The following is a 15491-nucleotide window of genomic DNA, read 5'->3' on the forward strand; positions in this document are numbered from 1 at the left end:
TATCCGACCTGTGGCGCGCCTGCGCGGTCACGGCACCCGCTTGCGCAGCCCGACATTCCCCAGGGCCAGGAATTTCTGCGCCCGCTTGCCGGTGTCCACCTCGGTGGTGAACACGTTGCCCTGGGAATCGACCGCGAGGTTGTGGACCCAGTGGAACTGGCCCGCCATGCGGCCGTTCCGGCCGAAGGCCCCGACCACCGCGCCGGTGGCGCGATCGAGGGTGCGGACCTCGTTGTTGGCCCCGTCGGCGTTGAGCAGGTAGGTCTGGTCGGCGTCCGGCCACAGGGCCAGCTCCCAGACCGAGCCGTTGGCGCGGGTCGCCGTCTCGACGAAGAACTCCTTCACGAAGCTGCCGTCCTTGTGGAAGACCTGGATCCGGTCGTTGGTGCGGTCGCAGACATAGACCAGCCCGTCCTGGGCGATGCGCACGCAATGGACCGGGTTGGCGAATTGCCGGCGCGGATCTGCCGCCGGATCGTAGGCGCCGAGCTTGTCGTCGGTGGGCGGCTTGCCGTAGGCGCCCCACATCCGCTTGAACGCCCCGGTGTCGCGGTCGAACACGATGATCCGGTGGTTGTAGTAGCCGTCCGCCACGTAGACCTCGTTGGCCGCCATGTCGAAATCGACGTTGGCGGGCTTGCCGAGGCGGCTGGTGTCGCGGCTGTCGGTCTGCGGGCCGGACTTGCCGATCTGCAGGACGAATCGGCCCTCGGGGGTGAACTTCAGGAGCTGCCCATCCTCGTCGCCGTTGCCGGCGATCCAGACGAAGCCCTGGCCGTCGATCTGGATGCCGTGCTCGTTGGTCGGCCAGTCGTAGCCGGCGCCGGGGCCGCCCCAACTGCGCAGCAGGGTGCCGGCCTGATCGAATTCCAGGACCGGCGGGGCGGGCTTGCAGCACTTGGTCCGGGGCGGATCGAGGCTCGCGGCCTTCTCGTCGTCGGTGAGGGTGCGCGGCCGCTGGATCACCCAGACATGGTCCTGCGCGTCCACGGCGACGCCGGAGGCCTGGCCCATGATCCAGTCGTTCGGGAGCGGCTTCGGCCAGGCGGGGTCGACCGCGAAGCGCGGGACCTCTGCGGCCAGGACCGAGCCCGCCAGGGCGAGCAGGCAGGCGAGCGCCGGCAGCGCGGTGGAAAGAATTCTCATGGCGTGTCCTCCGGCGCCTGTCCCGGCGCTCAGCGACAGCATGACGTCAGGTCCGGGCGGGATCCAGCCGATCGGGCCCGCTTCGGTGACAGAGGCGGCCCGGAGACGATCCGGACAGAAAAAAGGCCACTCCCGAAGGAGCGGCCCGAAGTCTAGGGAGGAAACGCCCAAGAAGGGCAGCGGGATCGCGACGCCATCGCCATCCCGCGCTGCACAATCTGCGCCCATGGGAGAAAAATTCAAGGGCGTCAGGACAGCAGGGCTGTCCTTTTGTGCGCCCGCACACGCATCGATCGGGTGCTGTGCTGAAAATGTCGCAGGCGTCCATCGGGCCGACGAAGACAGGTTTGGTCTGTTCAGTCCCGCTTTATCGCCGTGCAAGTGGCTGATGAGGCAGGTCTTTGCCCGATCGGTTCACTGCCCGCCGGGCCGTTCGACTGCGCCGTCTCGACACCGTTTGGCGCAGAGACGAATGCATCGCCCGCTCTAGCTGTCCGGCCAGGCCGACGGGAACGTCTCGGGGGCGACGCGTCCAGCAAGGGTCAGGGTGAGCATGGCGATTCAGGGTGAGCGGGTCCGGGTCCTCAACGATGTCGCGCCGCGCGAGGACGGGCGTTACGTCCTGTATCTCCTGCAGCAGGCCAACCGGGCGACGTTCAATCCGGCCCTCGAACTCGCCGTCGAGGAGGCGAACCACCTGGGCTTGCCGGTGGTCGCCTGCTTCGGCCTGCTCGACGGCGCGAGCGGCTTCCCCGAGGCCAATGCCCGGCACTATGCCTTCCTGCTCCAGGGTCTCGCGGACGCGAAGGCCGGCCTGGAGAAGCGCGGGATCGGCTTCGTGATGCGCAAAGGCTCCCCCGCGCGGGTCGCCATCGACCTCGCCGGAGAGGCCGCGCTCCTGGTGCTCGATCGCGGCTACCTCGCCATCCAGAAGGGCTGGTACGCGGAGATCGCCGAAGCCGTGACAACGCGGATCGTCCAGGTCGAGGGCGACGTGGTGGTTCCGGTGGAGACGGCCTCGCCGAAGCACGAATATGCCGCCCGGACCCTGCGGCCGAAGCTCAATCGGCTGTGGGACCCGTTCATCGCGGAGCTGAAGCCGCGCAAGCCGAAGCACCCGGCCGGTGCGCTCAAGCTGAAGAGCGCGATCGACGTCTCCGATCCCGAAGCGGTGCTGGCCGGGATGCACCTCGACCGGGATGTCGGGCCGGTGCGGCGCTTCGTCGGCGGCGAGACCGAGGCGCGCAAGCGCCTGACGGCGTTCCTGAAGGACGGCTTCGAGGGCTACGGCGCCGGCCGCAACAGGCCGGAGGCGGCCGCCGCCTCGCATATGAGCCCCTATCTGCATTTCGGGCAGATCTCGCCGGTGGAGATCGCCCTCGCGGTGCGCGAGAACGGGAGCGGCGACGCCGACGACCGCGGCGCCTACCTGGAGGAACTGATCGTCCGGCGCGAACTCGCGATGAACCACGTCTTCTACACGGAGGGCTACGACGCCTACGACAAGGCGATCCCGGACTGGGCGCGCAAGACCCTGGCCGAGCATGCCGAGGATCCGCGCCCGCACGCCTATTCCGAGGCGCAGCTCGCGGCCGGGGAGACCCACGACCTCTATTGGAACGCCGCCATGCGCGAGATGCGCGAGACCGGCTACATGCACAACCAGCTGCGGATGTACTGGGGCAAGAAGATCCTGGAATGGTCGCCCTCGCCCGAGGAGGGGTTCGCCCGCACGCTCCGGCTCAACAACCGCTACTTCCTCGACGGGCGCGACGCGAATTCCTTCACCAACGTCGCCTGGGTGTACGGCCTGCACGACCGCCCGTGGCAGAAACGCAAGGTCTTCGGGACGGTCCGCTATCAGAGCGAGAACTCTCTGAAGAAGTTCGACGCCAAGGCGTATGTGCGGGCGGTGGAGACGCTCTGCGACGCCGAGGGGTGAGCCCGGTGACGGGTGGCCTTCGCCCCGGGCACGCCAACCCACATTGAATGGGTCGCGGCCGAGGCGACCGTTCCGTCGATTCGATCCCGCGCGGCGAAACTTTTCCTCCGGCGGCTCCGTAAGGACGCGCGCTGCCCCGCTCTTCGGGGTCGGACGGAAGGAAACACGATGCTCACCAGGAACATGGGCCGACGCACGGCCAAGGCCCTCGCCCTGACCCTCGCGCTCGGCCTCGGGGCGAGCGGCGCCGCCTACGCCAAGAACCCGATGGTCGGCGGTGCGCCGATGTACGCGCAGAAGACCATCGTCGAGAACGCGGTCAACTCGAAGGATCACACCACCCTGGTCGCCGCCGTGAAGGCGGCCGGCCTCGTCGACACGCTGAACGGTCCGGGCCCGTTCACGGTGTTCGCGCCCACGAACGCCGCCTTCGCCAAGCTGCCGCCGGGTACGGTGGAGAACCTCGTGCAGCCGCAGAACAAGGCGACGCTGACGAAGATCCTGACCTACCACGTGGTCCCCGGCGTCTACACCGCCCAAGAGCTGATGGCGCTGGCCAAGAAGCCCAGCGGGCAGAACCAGCTCACCACCGTCGAGGGCGAGCCGCTCGCCGTCTCGGCGCAGGGCAAGAAGGTCTACATCACCGACGTGAAGGGCGACACCGTCGCGGTGACGATCCCGAACGTGATGCAGTCGAACGGCGTCATCCACGTCGTCAACGGCGTGCTGATGCCCTGACCGACCCGAGCGACGCGGCCCCCGCAGCCCCAGTGCGGCTGCGGGGGCCGCGTCGTCGATCATCGGGACCGGCGGGACGCCGGAACCCGGTCATTCTGCGATGAGCTTGCCGGTATAGACCACCGGCCCCGTGGGCTGGCCCGTCGGCGAGCCCCCGGGCGGCTCCACCGAGACGGCGATCACGCCATCCGGAGCCGTCCCCGCCGGCAGCCGCACCTGGCTCGTTCCGGCGCCGACGAGGCCGAGCGGCCGCGGCCCCTGCGTGCCGACATACCAGAGCTCCAGGCTGCGATCCGCGGGCGCCTCGGCGCCGACCGGTCTGACCTGCGCGAGGCCGGTGCGCATGTCCACCTGCACGATCAGCGCCGGGAGCGTGCCGCCCCCCTGCACCACGGCGAGATAGCGACCACCGGACGGCGCGCGCGACGGTCCGACGGCCAGGAACAGGGCGAGCCCGGCGGCCAGCAGCCCGGCGCCCCCGGCGGCGATCCGCCAGCGCCGGAGCTGCGCCCGGAGGGCCTGGATCTGCGGCAGCACCGCCCGCTCCGACGCCGGCAGCGCCCGCAGCAATGCGGCGCGCACGCGCGGCGGCGGCACCTCAGCAGGGACCAGGGTGGTCAGCGGGTCCAGGCGCCGTTCCCAGGCCCGGATCCGCGCCGCCGCGGCCGGATCCCGGGCCGCCTCGCGCTCCACGACGTCACGCTCCGGGGCGTCGAGCGTCCCGAGGACGTACTCCGCCGCGCGCAGGTCGGGCGCGTGAGGATCGGGATCGTCGGGGTCCGGGGCGCCCGTTCCGGTCACGACACGGTCTCCAGGCAGGCCTTCAAGGCGGCGAGCGCGCGATGCAGCCAGGTCTTGATCGTGTTGACGGGGCGGTCGAACTGGCGGGCCAGCTCCTCGCGCGAGCGGCCTTCGCAATAGGCCAGCAGCACGCAATCCCGGTGCAGCGGCTCGAGCCGGCCGAGGCAGGCCGCGAGGGCCTCGCGGTCCTGGAACGCGCCGGCCGCGTCATGCGGATCGATCAGCCGCGCCACCCAATCCTCACCGCTTTCCAGTTCCGGCCCCTGCACCTCGCGCTTCCGACGCACGCTGTCGATCGCGCGATGGCGCGCGATGGTGACAAGCCAGGGCAGCGGGGGCCCGGCCTCCGGCCGATAGGCGCCCGCTGCCTGCCAGATCCGCATGTAGACGTCCTGAAGCACGTCCTCGGCCAAGCCTCGGTCGCGTTGGATACGCAGGATCAGCCCGTAAAGTTTCGGGCTCGTGAGATCGTACAGTTCGGCGAGCCGGTCCGCCTCGCCGCGGGCGATCCCCGCAAGCAGCCGGCGCAGCATGGCGTCGTCGGCCAAGATGGCTCCCCGCGAACTCCGGGGCGCCTCCCATCGACGCCCACCCGGATGCAGCTTTAGCCCAAGCTTCGTGACCGTGACGATACCCTGTGCGTGCGGGCGAGGGCGGCGGCGGCGAAAGGCGTCGGCGCGGCTCGGTCCGTCGAGGCCTCGTTCTCCGCGGCACGCCGCAGCGGATCCAGCGACGTGGGGATTGCGGGGCGTCCCGCGGGCCATTCCAGACCGGTTGCGGTATAGCGCTTGCTCCAGCGATGCGGGGGAGTGGCGTGGAGATGGCCGAGATGCGGGACGCGGTGCGGCAGACGATCGACGCCCCCCGTCCGCGGCGCTCCCGTTACCGCCGCTCGATCCTGCGTCTGCGTTCGGCCTCGCTGGAGGCCTACCCGCTGTGGCGGGGGCGGCTGCTGTTCCTCGTGGGCGGCATCTGCGTGGGCCTCGCCGCCGTGCTGATGGCCAAGGGCGCCGACCTCGCCCAGGACGGCTTCCGTCGGCTCGTCGCGCCCTCGCCGCTGATCGCCTTGGTGCTGACGCCGGCGGGCTTCGCCCTGGCGGCGCTCCTGGCGCGCACGGTGTTCCCGAACTCGCAAGGGTCCGGCATCCCGCAGGTGATCGCCGCCCGGCACGCCCGGGACGCGCGCTTCCGCTACGCCCTGATCTCCCCCCGGGTCGCCTTCGGCAAGGTGATCGTCCTGTTCCTCGGGCTCCTGTGCGGGGCCTCGGCCGGCCGCGAGGGGCCGACCGTGCAGGTCGGCGCGGCGATCATGGCGGCCTTCGGCCGCCTGACGCCGGACCGCCTGCCGGGCCTCCTGCTCGCCGGCGGCGCGGCCGGCGTCGCGGCGGCCTTCAACACCCCGCTCGCCGGCATCGTGTTCGGCATCGAGGAGCTGGGCCGGGCCTACGAGGCGCGCTCCTCGGGCCTGATCGTCGCCGGGATCGTGGCGGCGGGCCTGACCTCCCTGTGGCTCCTGGGCAATTACACCTATTTCGGCACCACCCAGGACGAGCTGCCCCTCGCGGCTAGCTGGATCGTGCCCCTGATTGCCCTCGCCGGGGGGCTGGCGGGCGGCCTGTTCAGCCGGGTGGTGATCCTGTTCGCCCGGGGCCTGCCGGGGCGGGCCGGCCGGCTGATCCGGACGCGGCCGGTGGTGTTCGCGGCCGCCTGCGGCCTGTGCGTCGCCCTCTGCGGCCTCGCCTCCGGGGGGACCGCCTACGGCACCGGCTACGAGGAGGCCCGGGCGATCCTTCACGGCGACACGGCATCGAGCTGGACCTACGCGCCGCTCAAATTCGCCGCCACCGTGCTCAGCTCGATCAGCGGCATCCCGGGGGGCCTGTTCGCGCCGTCCCTGGCGGTGGGGGCCGGCCTCGGCGGAACGGTCCACGGGCTCCTGCCGGACATGCCGGTGGGCGCCCTCGTGCTGATCGGCATGGTGGCCTACCTGACCGGGGTGCTCCAGGCGCCGATCACCAGTTTCGTCATCGTCACCGAGATGACCCAGAACCACGCGATGGTGATCCCGCTGATGGTGGCGGCGCTGGTGGCCGATGCCGCCTCGAAGGCGGTCTGCCGGGGCGGCCTCTATCACACCCTGGCGGAGATCATGCTGGAGCGCGCCGACGTACCGGCCCAGCCGGTTGCCAAAACCGCATGATGTTCGACGGCCGCGCGGCTCCGGTTAAGAATATAAGCGGACCGGTGCGGAATCGGCGGAACGGTCTCGCTTGGCGTCGGTTGAGGCAGCGAAGCCGGCCCGCCTCCCGGGCCCACCCGGAGTGACGTCATGACCCTTCTGAAATGGGCCCTCATCTGCTTCGTGATCTCGCTGATCGCCGGCGGCCTCGGCTTCACCGGCATCGCCTCGGGCGCCGGCTCCCTGGCCCGGATCCTGTTCGGCCTGTTCCTGCTGATCGCCGTCGTGATCGTGGTCATCGCCTTCGCGGTCGGGCAGGCGGTGTTCTGAGGCCGGCCCGGTGCGCGGCAAGACCTGCCTCGTCACCGGGGCGACCAACGGAATCGGCTACGAGACCGCCCTCGGCCTCGCGCGCCTCGGCGCGCGGGTCGCCATCGTTGGGCGCGACGCCGGGAAGACGCGGGCCTGTGCCGAGCGGATCCGCGCCGCGGTGCCGGGTGCGGGGGTGGATCCGCATGTCGCCGACCTGTCAGCACAGGGGGAGATCCGGCGCCTCGCCGGGACGCTGCGCGATGCCTATCCGCGCCTCGACGTGCAGGTGAACAACGCCGGCGCCATTTTCGACCACCGGACCCTCACGGTCGACGGCATCGAGCGGACCTGGGCGCTGGATCATCTGGGCTACGTGCTGCTGACGCTTGAACTGCTCGCGCCGCTGAAGGCCTCGGCGGCGGCCGGGGGTAAGCCGCGCATCGTCAACGTCGCTTCGGCGGCGCATTATCGCGGTCATATCGACGTCGACGATATCGAGGGCGCCCGGCGCTACGGCGCCATGCGGGCCTATGCCCAGGCCAAGCTCGGCAACGTGCTGTTCACCTATGCCCTGGCCCGACGGCTGCGGGCCGACGGGATCACCGTCAACGCCCTGCATCCGGGGGTGATCAACACCGGTTTCGCAAAGAACACCGGCGGCCTGTTCGGCACCGCCTGGTCGCTGATGCGGCCGTTCCTGACCACGCCGGAGAAGGGGGCCGAGACCTCGCTCTACGTAGCGAGCGACCCCGCGCTCGACGGGGTCACCGGCCGCTACTTCTCGCATTCCCGGCCGAAGACCTCGTCGGCCGAGAGTCGCGACGAGGCCGTTCAGGAACGGGTCTGGGCGCTGAGCCTCGCGCAGGTGGGGCGGAGCGTCTGACCGGGTCTCATACCGAAACGCAATGAACGCCGTTCAGTGCGGTTCGCCCGCGCCATGGCGCTGCGGCGGCCGCTCGGGTCTTCTCCATCGACACGGCCAATACCCGAGGTCTTCATCGGTGGGATCGGCACGAAACCATCGTGCGCTTCCCTGAGCCTGTTTGACTGGATCCTCCGATCCTCACCCTCAACCTGAGGAGACCGCGCAGCGGGCCTCGAAGGAGGGCCCCTTCGCGGCGTCCGCTGCGCTCCGGCACCCCAGGAGGAGGAGACGACGGGGAGACACGCCAGCCGAAACCAGCGCGCGACCGCCATCGCGCCGTCGAACTGGCTCTTAGAAGGTCGAGCGAAAGTACGCGATCGTCCGCTCCAGGCCCTCGCGGAGCTGCACGGTGGGTTCCCAATCCAGATGGGTTTTCGCCTTCTCGATATTGGGTCGCCGCTGCCGGGGATCGTCAGGCGGGAGCGGGCGATGCGCGATCGTCGACCGCGAGTCGGTCAGTTCGATCACCAAATGGGCAAGTTCCCGGATCGTGAACTCGTTCGGATTGCCGATGTTGATCGGCCCGGTGATCTCGGGCCCACTGTCCATCAGTCGAACAAAACCCTCGATGAGGTCGCTCACGTAACAGAACGAGCGCGTCTGCTCTCCGTCGCCATAGAGCGTGATTTCGTCCCCGCGGAGCGCCTGCATGATCAAGTTCGACACGACACGGCCGTCGTTCGGGTGCATGCGCGGGCCGTAGGTGTTGAAGATGCGTACGATCTTGATCGGCAGATTATGTTGACGATGATAGTCGAAGAATAATGTTTCCGCGCAGCGCTTGCCCTCGTCGTAGCACGATCGGAAGCCGATTGGATTGACGTGGCCGACGTATTCTTCCACTTGCGGATGCACTTCCGGGTCGCCGTAGACCTCCGACGTCGATGCCTGGAACACCTTGATACGCAGGCGCTTGGCCAGGCCGAGCATGTTGATCGCGCCGATGACGCTCGTTTTCGTCGTCTGAACTGGATCGAACTGGTAATGCACCGGCGAAGCGGGGCAGGCGAGATTGTAGATCTCGTCGATCTCGACATAGAGCGGAAACGTCACGTCGTGACGCATGATTTCGAAGCGCGGATTGCTCAGCAGATGGGCGACATTGCGCCGTGTGCCGGTGTAGAAATTATCGACACATAGAACTTCATGCCCGTCGGCCAGCAAGCGCTCGCACAGGTGTGAGCCGAGAAAGCCGGCCCCCCCGGTTACGAGGATCTTCTTCGTATCATCGTAGCGCAATCTCGAGCCCTCCTGACACCCTACGCTCCGCGCCCGTCCGGGTGCGGCCGTCAACATTCGGTATCCTCACGCGCCGATGGCGGGACCGTCCCCTTGCCGCCCGATGCTGGTGTAGGAAAACCCGTGACGCCGGGCCATCTCCGGTTCGTAGATATTGCGTAGATCGATCAAGACCGGCGCCGCCATGATGGCGCGCAACCGGGCGAGGTCGAGGGCCCGGAACGCGTTCCACTCGGTCACGATCACCACCGCGTCGGCACCCTCCGCGCACGCATAGGCATCGTCCGCGAAGTCGACGCCCGGCATCAGCGGGCGTGCCTGCTCCATCCCCTCGGGATCGTAGGCGCGCACATGGCAGGCCGCGTCGAGCAGGCCGGTCGCGATCGCCAGGGACGGTGCCTCGCGCATGTCGTCGGTGTCGGGCTTGAAGGTGAGGCCGAGCAGGGCCACCGTCTTGCCCCTCACCGACCCGCCGCAGGCGCGGATGACCTTGCGCGCCATTGCCCGCTTGCGGCTGTCGTTGACCGCCACGACGGTCTCGACGATCCGCAACGGCACCCCGTTGTCCTGCGCGGTTTTCACGAGCGCCAGGGTATCCTTCGGGAAACAGGATCCCCCGTAGCCCGGACCCGCGTGGAGGAACTTCGACCCGATCCGGCCGTCCAGGCCGATCCCGCGCGCCACGGCCTGCACATCCGCACCGACGGATTCGCACAGTTCCGCGATCTCATTGATGAAGGTGATCTTGGTCGCCAGGAACGCGTTCGCGGCGTATTTCGTGAGCTCGGCCGTGCGCCGGCCCGTCACCAGGATCGGTGCCGCATTGAGGTACAAGGGCCGATAGATCTCGCGCATCACAGCCTCGGCGCGCTCATCGCCCACGCCGATGACGATCCGATCGGGCCGCTTGAAGTCGGAAATCGCAGCTCCTTCGCGCAGGAACTCGGGGTTCGAGACGACCGAGAAATCCGCCTCGGGGGCGATCTCGCGCACGATCCGCTCGACCACGTCGCCCTCGCCCACCGGAACGGTCGACTTGGTCACGATGACCGTGAATCCCGTCAGGGACCTGGCGATTTCCTGAGCGGCCTCGCGGACATAGGTCATATCGGCGAAGCCGTCCCCGCGGCGCGACGGCGTGCCGACCGCGATGAAGACCGCCTCGGCCTGCGCGACCGCCGGGCCGAGTTCCGTCACGAATGACAGCCGCCCCTGGCTCACGTTTTCCGCCACGAGATCGCTCAGGCCCGGCTCGTAGATCGGCATCCGGCCGTCATTCAATGCTGCAATCTTTGCTGGATCCTTGTCGACGCAGACGACCGAATGGCCGAAGTCTGCCAAACAGACCCCGGTTACCAGCCCGACATATCCTGATCCGATAACCGCTAAACGCATACGTCCCTCCTCGGGCATCTCTCTGCAGGCATGTATAATCGGATCTATGCCGCCATCGCTAGACTGTAATTTAATAAATAGTTAACATTATTAATAACACCAACATCCGCCCACTCAATAATCGTGTCCTCCATCGTCGCAGCCAGTGTAGCTCCGTCCATTCGTCGCCGTGCGACCATTGCCAGAAGATGAGGCGTCGGCGATATCATAGCATTCTATTTCCAGCCGCGGTGCTGGTCCAAAAATTTCCACCTCAAAGATGCGTCGAGTTATATTATTTAAACAATCGTCTCTTTTTCTTGTTCAGTCCGCTTTTGCCTCGTGTGGGCATTGTCCCACATGTAAGGCTCGATAATACTTTTGTATCGCGTCTGTAGAATATATTTCGCCTTTTTCATCCCGCTCAGGGGCTGTGTTTTATGATTGGTGTTCGGGAATGATTTCGCGAAATCGGTATATACCTGAAAGTATGCCTCTCCCCAAGGGGTGAAAGGGCCATGCCACGGCCGGGGGTTCGAGCAGAAATGCAGCAGATGAGCCGGAATCTCTCGGAAATGACTATAGTTCATGAGAAATGTCGGAAAATTCCATTTTAGAGACATCCTGTTTTTGTTGCCGGCTAAAATAATATTTAAAGCATCCTGATCAAAGAACGTGAAATCGTACTTCTTGCGATCAATCAATTTTTTAATGTCTGACCGTAGATCGCTTATAAGACTTCTATTAAGCTTGATGACGCCGGAATTGAAGTATCGCTCATGGTCCGCTTCATCAAGTCCGAGCGCGCTGAAATAGCGCTTTATTCTTTTTCCCATCCGCGTGTTGTCGTTGACGACCATGGTCATGGCATCGCGCGCCGCGATGAAGTCGTACTGCGCCAGGGATGGATCGAACAGGTCCCCGAGAGAACTGGTGACCTGCGTATCCCCATCTACATAAACAAGTTTTTTGTACTGAGTGGGCAGTGCTTTATCTAGGAACAGCCGTGCGTAGGCGAGCGACATGCCCTCGAGTTCAGCTTGTGGCAGCTGAATAAATTCTATCCCCTGCGCCTTGGCGATGCTGGAGGCTAACCGCGTGTTGTCGTTGGAATCATCAAAACATACGATAACGACATCGGCGCTGCTCTGTGGCGTCTTGTTTCTAACTTGCACAGCGCTCAAAGTTGCTGGAAACAAGTAGTTCGAGTCGACCGCATAGCAAATGCAATTTTCCTGCATCACCACCTCGGCTGTCTGGCATGATAGACGGTTTATAAAACTTAGCAGAAAGCATTCGTCGATGCGAATAAATTTTTTGCGGATTTTTGCTTATACTACTTACGAGCGTTAGTTCGAGCTGACGCGAGTGATTAATTATAATGTCTCGATTTTTGCGGAACGGGGGAAAAAAATCTTAATAATGGTTGCGGGTACAGCTTGGGTCTGTAACGAAAAAAGCTGCGCGATATAGTAATTTTGCTAATATGGCAGATGTTATACACAGCCTTTCGATCGAATTTATCCCGTAAAACTCGGGATGTAGTTTTTTAGTCCGGCTCTTGTCTGAGATCGCTCGAATGAACCATCTCATCGAATGACCCGGTCGACCCGTCCCGGACTGCGCCGATTGAGCGGATCAGCGCAGACCGGAGGACTGAGCGAACGCGCGGGATAGCCACCGGATGCGGAGCGGATGGTGCAAACGCTGCACCGGATCACGGTACACATGGCGCACGGCAACGGCATCACCGGCGCTCTCAGGAAGGCGGACGTCGCCTACCAGGGTCTAAGCCGCCCGTACAGGGGGTGGCGGTTCGCAGGTCGAGTGGAGCCGGGGAGGCGAACCCAGCAGCGTGGGGAAGCGGGGCTTTCTCGTCGGGAACGGCCGGTCAGGCCGCGGCCCGAACGATGTGGTCGCCCTGCTGCTGAATCTCGATGAACACGCGGGTGACGTCTGGGCTGCGCTGCTTCAGCGCCCGGTCGAGGCGGGTCACGAGGCTCTCGACTTCGCCCGCGCTCAGGTCGTCGGCCATGTCGATGCTGAGATTGACCAGGATGTCGGAGGGGCCGAGATGCTGGGTGAGCACCTCGTTGACGTGGAGCACCCCCGGCTCGGCGCGGGCCAGTTCGGAGATCGCCGCGATGATCGCGGGGTCGGCCGCCTCGCCGATCAGGAGGCCGTGGGTCTCGATCATCAGGAACAGGGCCATACCGACGAGGACGAGCCCGATCCCGACCGAGGCCCAGCCGTCAAGGCTCGGCATCTCCAGGACATGGCTCAGGGTGATGCCGGCGAGCGCGATCAGCAGTCCGATCAGCGCGGCGGTATCCTCGGCCAGCACCGTGAACAGGGTCGGATCCTTGCTGCGCCGGATCGCCCGCACCGCCGAATGGTCGCCCTTCTCGGACCAGAACTGGCGCATCGCCACGAAGAAGGAGGTGCCCTCGGCGGCGATGGCAAAGCCCAGGATCGCGACGTTCACCCAGATCCCGGGCAGGCGGAAGCCGAACAGTTCGGCGTCCGCGTCCGGCGCGGGATGGCGGATCCGCTCGATGCCCTCGTAGACCGCGAAGACACCGCCGCCGAGGAAGATCATCAGCGCGACCACGAAGGCGTAGAAGTAGATCTCGCGCCCGTAGCCGAACGGGTGGCGGTCATCGGCCGGCTTCTCCGAGCGCTTCATGCCCACGAGCAGCAGCACTTGGTTCGCCGTATCGACCAGCGAATGCACCCCCTCGGCCAGCATCGCGGTCGAGCCGGTCAGCGCCCCGCCGACGAACTTGGCCGCCGCGATGGCGAGGTTCGCCCCCGCCGCCGCGTAGATCGCACCCGTACTCTCGTGCGCCATCCGAAAAACCCCCTGACCCGATCCGCGCGGGCGAGCCCCGCCTGCCGGAACCCGGGGCGCCGCGATGCTTCGATTGCGGCGATGCAAGCGTTCCGGCGCGCGGCCGGTTCCCATGTGGACGCGGCCAGCCGGCCCGTGCAACCTGCGCCCGCCCAAGGAAGCCCGGAGGCAGCATGGTCGACGCCCGCTACGACCCCGACAACATCTTCGCCAAGATCCTGCGCGGGGAGATCCCCTGCCACCGTGTCTACGAGGACGCGCAGACGCTGGCCTTCATGGATGTGATGCCCCAGGGCGAGGGCCACACCCTGGTGATCCCGAAGGCCCCGGCCCGCGGCCTGCTCGACGCCGAGCCGGAGGCGCTCGCCGCCCTGATGGCCAGCGTCCAGCGGGTCGCCCGGGCGGTGAAGGCGGCGTTCCAGGCGGACGGGCTGACGGTCTTTCAGTTCAACGAGCCGGCCGGCGGCCAGACCGTGTTCCACCTGCACGTCCACGTCATCCCGCGGCGCGAGGGTGTCCCGCTGACGCGCCACGAGGGCGGCATGGCCGACAACGCGGTCCTGGCCGCGCACGCCGCACGCATCCGCGCGGCCCTCGATTCGGACGGGTGACGCGGACGAGTGACGCTCAGGCCGCGCTCGCCGAATCGCCCGGCTGCGCCATGCCGGCGAGCAGCCGCCGCAGAGCGGCGTTCTCGGTCTCCAACTCGCCCACGCGCCGCAGCAGCATGGTCACGGAGGCCTCGGTCGCGGCGATCTCGGATGCCTTCGTCGGGGCGGCCCGGGCGGGTTCCTCGAAGGTGACGCCGATCCCGTCCTCCCGCCGCCAGCGCAGGGTCGCGCGGAAGGTCCGGTCCTTCTGCGGGATGTACAGGTCGAACGCCTCGGGCAGCGTCGTGGCGTCGCTCATGATGAGACGGGCGCCGGACGAGGACATGTCGCGCACCAGGCAGTCGAAGCTCGACGACCCGTTGTTGAAGACGATGCGGCCCTTGAGGAACACCCTCTGGCGCGTCTCTCTGCGATGCTCCGACATGCGGGCGGCTCCGGAACGCTGACGATGCCGCGAACTCTGCACGCCACCTCTTAAAGAACCTTCGTCCGGATACCGGATTCGCGGCCGATTTCGCGAACGGAGATCGATAGAGAGGCGGGTGAAGGGACATGATGGCTCGGAACTGGCCGCCGGCTCAGCGGCACGCCCTCCCCCTTCTGCGGGCTACCGGATGCACACGTCTCAGGCTGACACCAACTTCTTGAAAGCAGAGCGCTTTTCCCCTCCCCCTTGCGGGGAGGGGTCAGGGGTGGGGGTGGTGCAGACGGCACCGCACCGCTCGACCCCCACCTCCAACGCCTCCCCGCACGAGCTACGGGCGACGCGGGCTCAAGGCACGCGGCTCATGACGCAGCGCGACAGGCCCCCTCTCCCGGACGGGAGAGGGGACCTGCGCCCCGCCGATCTGACCGGCGAACTCGCTGAGACCTCAAACCTGTGTCGCCCGTAGCCGCAAGGGAGAGGAGAGAACGTGTCGGCCAGCGATGTGTGAATCCGGCAGCCCATAGAGGGAAGAGGCGGAACTGCCGATGCGCGAACTGAGATCGGTGACACCGCTAGCCCAAGCGCGCGGCGGTGGGCTCGCTCAGGCGACGAAGCGCCGGTCCACCGTCTGGAACAGGTAGAAGCCGTTGAAGCGCACCGCCGTGTCGGCGGCCCGGTCGTCGAAGTCGAGGGGCTGCCGGCTGCCATCGCAGAGCTTGCCGCCGTATGTCCATCGGCCGGCGCCGATGAAGGGCGGAACGGTGCTCGCCTCGGGCACCGCGCAGCAGAGGCTTGCCTCGCCCTTGAGCTGGAACAGGTTGTAGCTTCGCATCCGAAGTCCTCCGCCTGACCGCCCTCGACGCCGAACATTGGAAGCACGGAACCCTGCGCTGCCAAGAAACGGCTTGACCGTGTTCATAATAGCACAATCGGTCGAGTTTGTGAC

The 15491-nt window shown here is 66.7% G+C and carries 15 protein-coding genes; 6 read left to right on the plus strand and 9 right to left on the minus strand.

Annotated features, from left to right (window positions below; genetic code table 11):
* Positions 1 to 27: 27 nt before the first annotated feature.
* Positions 28 to 1146 carry an NHL repeat-containing protein gene (locus AC3IF1_RS07045; protein ID WP_489216801.1) on the minus strand — a complete coding sequence of 373 codons (1119 nt, stop codon included), beginning with the start codon at positions 1144 to 1146 and terminating at the stop codon, positions 28 to 30.
* Positions 1147 to 1699: 553 nt separating this feature from the next.
* Between AC3IF1_RS07045 and AC3IF1_RS07050 the strand changes: the two genes are divergently transcribed.
* Together AC3IF1_RS07050 and AC3IF1_RS07055 are read left to right on the plus strand one after the other, a co-directional pair.
* Positions 1700 to 3088 carry a deoxyribodipyrimidine photo-lyase gene (locus AC3IF1_RS07050; RefSeq protein ID WP_489216804.1) on the plus strand — a complete coding sequence of 463 codons (1389 nt, stop codon included), beginning with the start codon at positions 1700 to 1702 and terminating at the stop codon, positions 3086 to 3088.
* A 168-nt stretch (positions 3089 to 3256) separates the two neighbouring features.
* Positions 3257 to 3826, plus strand: coding sequence for a fasciclin domain-containing protein (locus AC3IF1_RS07055; RefSeq protein WP_489216806.1), 570 nt, complete (start codon positions 3257 to 3259; stop codon positions 3824 to 3826).
* Between the two features lie 90 nt (positions 3827 to 3916).
* Here the strand turns inward: AC3IF1_RS07055 and AC3IF1_RS07060 are convergent, their stop codons facing one another.
* Together AC3IF1_RS07060 and AC3IF1_RS07065 are read right to left on the minus strand one after the other, a co-directional pair.
* Positions 3917 to 4627, minus strand: a complete 711-nt coding sequence (locus AC3IF1_RS07060) for an anti-sigma factor (protein WP_489216808.1) — start codon at positions 4625 to 4627, stop codon at positions 3917 to 3919.
* Positions 4624 to 5175, minus strand: a complete 552-nt coding sequence (locus AC3IF1_RS07065) for an RNA polymerase sigma factor (protein WP_243965170.1) — start codon at positions 5173 to 5175, stop codon at positions 4624 to 4626. Before AC3IF1_RS07065 ends, AC3IF1_RS07060 begins: the two co-directional genes overlap by 4 nt.
* A gap of 272 nt (positions 5176 to 5447) precedes the next feature.
* Between AC3IF1_RS07065 and AC3IF1_RS07070 the strand changes: the two genes are divergently transcribed.
* From AC3IF1_RS07070 to AC3IF1_RS07080, 3 genes are all read left to right on the plus strand, one after another.
* Positions 5448 to 6827, plus strand: coding sequence for a chloride channel protein (locus AC3IF1_RS07070; protein WP_489216810.1), 1380 nt, complete (start codon positions 5448 to 5450; stop codon positions 6825 to 6827).
* Positions 6828 to 6956: 129 nt separating this feature from the next.
* Positions 6957 to 7136 (plus strand): DUF1328 domain-containing protein, encoded by a 180-nt coding sequence (locus tag AC3IF1_RS07075; RefSeq protein WP_243965167.1) that lies wholly within the window; start codon positions 6957 to 6959, stop codon positions 7134 to 7136.
* Between the two features lie 10 nt (positions 7137 to 7146).
* On the plus strand, positions 7147 to 8001 hold the full coding sequence (locus AC3IF1_RS07080) for an SDR family oxidoreductase (RefSeq protein WP_489216813.1): 855 nt from the start codon (positions 7147 to 7149) through the stop codon (positions 7999 to 8001).
* Between the two features lie 333 nt (positions 8002 to 8334).
* Here the strand turns inward: AC3IF1_RS07080 and AC3IF1_RS07085 are convergent, their stop codons facing one another.
* The 4 genes from AC3IF1_RS07085 to AC3IF1_RS07100 form a co-directional block, all read right to left on the minus strand.
* Complete coding sequence (locus AC3IF1_RS07085) at positions 8335 to 9282, minus strand: UDP-glucuronic acid decarboxylase family protein (protein WP_489216815.1); 948 nt, start codon at positions 9280 to 9282, stop codon at positions 8335 to 8337.
* A 66-nt stretch (positions 9283 to 9348) separates the two neighbouring features.
* A complete protein-coding gene (locus AC3IF1_RS07090; protein ID WP_243965163.1) occupies positions 9349 to 10677 on the minus strand; it encodes a UDP-glucose dehydrogenase family protein in 1329 nt (442 codons plus the stop codon).
* 278 nt (positions 10678 to 10955) lie between these two features.
* Positions 10956 to 11897, minus strand: a complete 942-nt coding sequence (locus AC3IF1_RS07095) for a glycosyltransferase family 8 protein (RefSeq protein WP_243965185.1) — start codon at positions 11895 to 11897, stop codon at positions 10956 to 10958.
* A gap of 650 nt (positions 11898 to 12547) precedes the next feature.
* Positions 12548 to 13507 (minus strand): cation diffusion facilitator family transporter, encoded by a 960-nt coding sequence (locus AC3IF1_RS07100; protein WP_243965162.1) that lies wholly within the window; start codon positions 13505 to 13507, stop codon positions 12548 to 12550.
* A 173-nt stretch (positions 13508 to 13680) separates the two neighbouring features.
* On the opposite strand from AC3IF1_RS07100, the gene AC3IF1_RS07105 reads away from it, so the two are divergent.
* Positions 13681 to 14118, plus strand: a complete 438-nt coding sequence (locus tag AC3IF1_RS07105; protein ID WP_243965160.1) for an HIT family protein — start codon at positions 13681 to 13683, stop codon at positions 14116 to 14118.
* A 16-nt stretch (positions 14119 to 14134) separates the two neighbouring features.
* Here AC3IF1_RS07105 and AC3IF1_RS07110 read toward each other — a convergent pair whose 3' ends face one another.
* Both AC3IF1_RS07110 and AC3IF1_RS07115 read right to left on the minus strand, forming a co-directional pair.
* Positions 14135 to 14542, minus strand: a complete 408-nt coding sequence (locus AC3IF1_RS07110; RefSeq protein WP_489216819.1) for a PilZ domain-containing protein — start codon at positions 14540 to 14542, stop codon at positions 14135 to 14137.
* Positions 14543 to 15146: 604 nt separating this feature from the next.
* Positions 15147 to 15377 carry a hypothetical protein gene (locus tag AC3IF1_RS07115; RefSeq protein ID WP_243970273.1) on the minus strand — a complete coding sequence of 77 codons (231 nt, stop codon included), beginning with the start codon at positions 15375 to 15377 and terminating at the stop codon, positions 15147 to 15149.
* Positions 15378 to 15491 lie beyond the last annotated feature (114 nt).

This window comes from Methylobacterium sp. E-012 (genome assembly GCF_057836545.1).

Coding starts and splice junctions, on each gene's coding strand:
- AC3IF1_RS07045 (WP_489216801.1), bottom strand. CDS start 1,146: ATGAGAATTCTTTCCACCGCGCTGCCGGCGCTCGCCTGCCTGCTCGCC.
- AC3IF1_RS07050 (WP_489216804.1), top strand. CDS start 1,700: ATGGCGATTCAGGGTGAGCGGGTCCGGGTCCTCAACGATGTCGCGCCG.
- AC3IF1_RS07055 (WP_489216806.1), top strand. CDS start 3,257: ATGCTCACCAGGAACATGGGCCGACGCACGGCCAAGGCCCTCGCCCTG.
- AC3IF1_RS07070 (WP_489216810.1), top strand. CDS start 5,448: ATGGCCGAGATGCGGGACGCGGTGCGGCAGACGATCGACGCCCCCCGT.
- AC3IF1_RS07075 (WP_243965167.1), top strand. CDS start 6,957: ATGACCCTTCTGAAATGGGCCCTCATCTGCTTCGTGATCTCGCTGATC.
- AC3IF1_RS07090 (WP_243965163.1), bottom strand. CDS start 10,677: ATGCGTTTAGCGGTTATCGGATCAGGATATGTCGGGCTGGTAACCGGG.
- AC3IF1_RS07095 (WP_243965185.1), bottom strand. CDS start 11,897: ATGCAGGAAAATTGCATTTGCTATGCGGTCGACTCGAACTACTTGTTT.
- AC3IF1_RS07100 (WP_243965162.1), bottom strand. CDS start 13,507: ATGGCGCACGAGAGTACGGGTGCGATCTACGCGGCGGCGGGGGCGAAC.
- AC3IF1_RS07105 (WP_243965160.1), top strand. CDS start 13,681: ATGGTCGACGCCCGCTACGACCCCGACAACATCTTCGCCAAGATCCTG.
- AC3IF1_RS07110 (WP_489216819.1), bottom strand. CDS start 14,542: ATGTCGGAGCATCGCAGAGAGACGCGCCAGAGGGTGTTCCTCAAGGGC.
- AC3IF1_RS07115 (WP_243970273.1), bottom strand. CDS start 15,377: ATGCGAAGCTACAACCTGTTCCAGCTCAAGGGCGAGGCAAGCCTCTGC.